At 69.0% G+C, this 3,433-nt stretch carries 1 protein-coding gene and 1 pseudogene; both read right to left on the reverse strand.

The window, feature by feature from the left end; translation table 11 throughout:
• Nucleotides 1–351: pseudogene (locus AC36XV_RS10415) on the reverse strand (hypothetical protein); the annotation flags it as partial.
• A gap of 54 nt (nt 352–405) precedes the next feature.
• A complete protein-coding gene (locus AC36XV_RS10420; RefSeq protein ID WP_492203617.1) occupies nt 406–3,213 on the reverse strand; it encodes a UPF0182 family membrane protein in 2,808 nt (935 codons plus the stop codon).
• Nucleotides 3,214–3,433 lie beyond the last annotated feature (220 nt).

Here is a 3,433-nt window from a genome sequence, read left to right on the forward strand (position 1 = left end):
CGGAAGGCGGCCCCGCTTCAGGCTCGACGCCAGACCCTTCGCGTCGACCTCCCACGGGCCCGGAAGCTCCTCGCCCCCCGCGCCGGCGTCCTCCGCCCCCGCAGCTTCGCCACCAGGCGACACTGACGCGACCGCCCCCGGACCCGCCTGCACCCACGCCGTGGCGGCGATGATGACGAGGCCGATGAGAAGGAGGAGGAAAGCGACGGGAAGGACCCACTCGGGCAGCGACAGGCTGTCCTGGAGGAGCTCGGTGACCTCCAGGACGCCCCACGCCGCGCCCAGGTAGACGAGAACGACTCGGACCATTCGGGCGCGGCGCACGCGCTCCCAGACGGAGTTATTTGGCATGCGCCAGTATATACGAGGGTCGGGGCGCCGCAAAGGTCTGCGGCAGTGCGGCTTCTAGCCCCCTTCCCGCTCCAGCCTCTCGAGCAGCTCGTTCAGCCGGTCGAGCGTCTGGCGGATCGAGTCCACCAGCGCCGGGCTCACCTCGACGTCCGGTCTGCGCCGGGTCTCCACCCCGGCCGCCCCCTCTTCGCGGGCCTCTCCGGGCGGGGCCTCCCCGATCTCGGCCGCGGCCTCCCGCTCGCCGGTCAGTGGCTCGGGCACCGCCTCCTCGTAGACCGGCGCCACGGCGGGACGCTCGCCGATCAGCGCATCCACCGAGGCCTGCAGGGAGCGATGCATCGTCACCTGCTCCACATCGGCCAGGATGATGCGCCTCAGCTCGGGAAACTCGAGCGTCTCCGGCTTCAGGAACACGGGCTCGGCGTACAGGATGGCGTCGCCCATCGGGATCACCAGCAGGATCCCCCGTTCCACCTCGGAGCCGACCTGGCCCCACAGGGTGAACTGCTCGGAGATCACCGCGTCGTTGTCGATGCGGGCCTCGATCTGGTTCGGACCGTCGACGTGCCGCCCGGTCGGGAAGCGGAACAGGATGCGCTCCCCGTAGTGCTCCCCGTCGTTCCGGGCCGCCATCCACCCCACCAGGTTGTGCCGGTTGTCCGGGGTGAAGGGCTGGATCAACAGGAACTCCTCGCCGACCTCGCCCGGCAGGCGCGCCACGATGTAGTAGGGGCGCAGCTGCTCGGTGCGTCCGAACGAGCTCTGCACGGGGATGTCCCACTGGTCTTCCTTGTTGTAGAACACCACCGGGTCCTGCATGTGGTACTGCAGCAGCATGCGGGTCTGCACGGTGAACAGGTCGAGCGGCACCCGGACGTGCGCTCTCAGGTGCTCCGGCATCTCTTCCTTCGCCTTGAACAGGCCCGGGAACACGGCGCTCCACGTCTGGATCAGCGGGTCGTCGGGCTCGTAGACGTAGAAGTCCACGCTCCCGTCGTACGCGTCCACCACCGCCTTGACGCTGTTCCGGATGTAGTTGAACCGGGCGCTCCACCGGGTGGCGTACGGATACCGGTGCGTGACCGTGTAGGCGTCCTGGATCCACGACACCCGGCCGTCGGCCACCACGGCGTAGGCTTCCCGGTCCTTGAGCAGGAAGGGCGCGATCGTGCCCACCCGCTCGGCCACGGTGCGCCGGTACTGGATGCGGCTCTCCGGACCGATCTCGCCGGTGATCAGGATGTTGAGGTCGCCGAACCGCCACGCGTACAGCAGGCGGCGGAACAGGGAGCCGAGCACGACCCCTCCCTCCCCCTCGTAGCTCGTGTACACCGGGCCGTCCGTCCCCGGGTAGTTGAACTCCTGCATGCCGCTCCGGGCGATCACGTAGTCGAGGCTGCGGAGACCGTAGTAGATCTCGGGCTGCTCGAGCGGGATCCGGCCCACCGGAGGCACGTCGCGGATGAAGAAGGTGGGGCGCCCGCCCGCTTCCACTTCGGTGACGGGGCTCATGGCGACGCCGTAGCCGTGCGTGAACTGGAGCCGCCGGTTGATCCACCGCTGCGCCTCGGAGGGGAGCTTGTTGGCCGACAGCTCCCGGGTGGCGAGCATCACCTGCCTCAGCTCGCCGTCCACCGTGTACCGGTCCGTGTGCACCTGCATGAAGTCGTAGTAGAGGCGGAAGAACTGGATCTGGTTGTAGCTCTGGAGCAGCGGCCCCTCGTCCCACAGCCGCACGTTCCGGATGGTCCCCTGGTTCTCCTCCACGATGCCGGCGTCGATCGTCCCGCGCGCCGGGTGGTCGCGGGACTCCATCCCCTCGAGAGCGAAGGCCTTCCGGGTGTACTCGATGTTGGAGGCCAGGTACTCGCGCTCCAGCGCCAGCTCGCTCGGCTCGACGCGCAGCCGCTGCATGAGGCCGGGGGCGACGGACCCGACCAGCACCACGAGAGCCAGCCACCCGACCACCGGCCAGGCCATCCACTTGTATCCCCGGAAGCGGATCGCCGAGAAGGCCAGGAAGCCGGCCGTAATGAGGGCGATGACGGCGAGCAGCGCCCGTCCCGGCAGGTTGACGTGGTCGTCGGTCCACCCGACGCCGAACACCGTCCCGGTGGGCGAGAACAGGAGCTCGTAGCGGCCGAGCCAGTGGCCGATCGCGATGAGCACGAAGAGCGCCGCCCCGAGGCCGGCGATCCAGGTGCGGGAGGCGATCGGAAGCGCCGCCGTCTCGCCCCGCAGCCGGCCGGTGAGGTTGTGGAACACCAGGACGATCATCCCGAGCGCCACCACCGCCCCGACGAGCCAGCCGTGCAGGAAGCGGAGCGCCGGGAGGGTGAAGATGTAGAACGAGAAGTCGTGGCCGAAGATCGGGTCGGCTTCCCCGAACGGGACCGCGTTCATGGCGAGAAGCACGGTCTCCCAGTTCGAGGCCGCGTACGAGCCGAGGAAGAGGGCGACGAGGAGCACCACCCCGAGGCCGAGACGCTTCAGGAACGCGTGCACCCGCAGGTAGTCCGACACCTCGAGCGGCGCCTCGGGAAGCGGGGCGCGCTCGGTGGCCCGGGCGGCGGCGAGGAGGCTCGGGATCCCGGCGACCGCGAACACGACGGCCGAGGCGAGGAAGAGGGCCCCGCCGGTCACGGCGATCTTCACGAGCACCGAGTCGTACCCGAGTTCGCGGAACCACAGCCAGTCGGTGTAGAAGATCCCCAGCCGCCGGAGCACGTTCCACAGGATGATCAGCGCCACGACCACGAGCCCCCAGCGCAACGCCTTGCGGACCCCCGTCCAGTCGATGGCCCCGAAGTCGATGCCCTGGCTCTCGGCCCGGCGCTTCTGGAAATCGTATATGTCGCTCATCTCGTCACTGCCTCTCGGGAAATCACGTCGGCCACGTCACGGGAGAAACCTAATGAACCGGGGGCGTCGCGGCTCAGTGCGACAGCCAGCGCGCCTCGGAGACGATGCAGATGCCGCCGAACCGGCGCAGCAGGGGACGCAGCGCATCGGTCACCTCGTCCAGCTTCTCCGGCGGGCAGGTGGTCAGGATGTAGTTGTTGTTCGACAGGCCGGTGATCTC

The sequence above is a fragment of the Candidatus Benthicola sp. genome, from assembly GCF_058719085.1.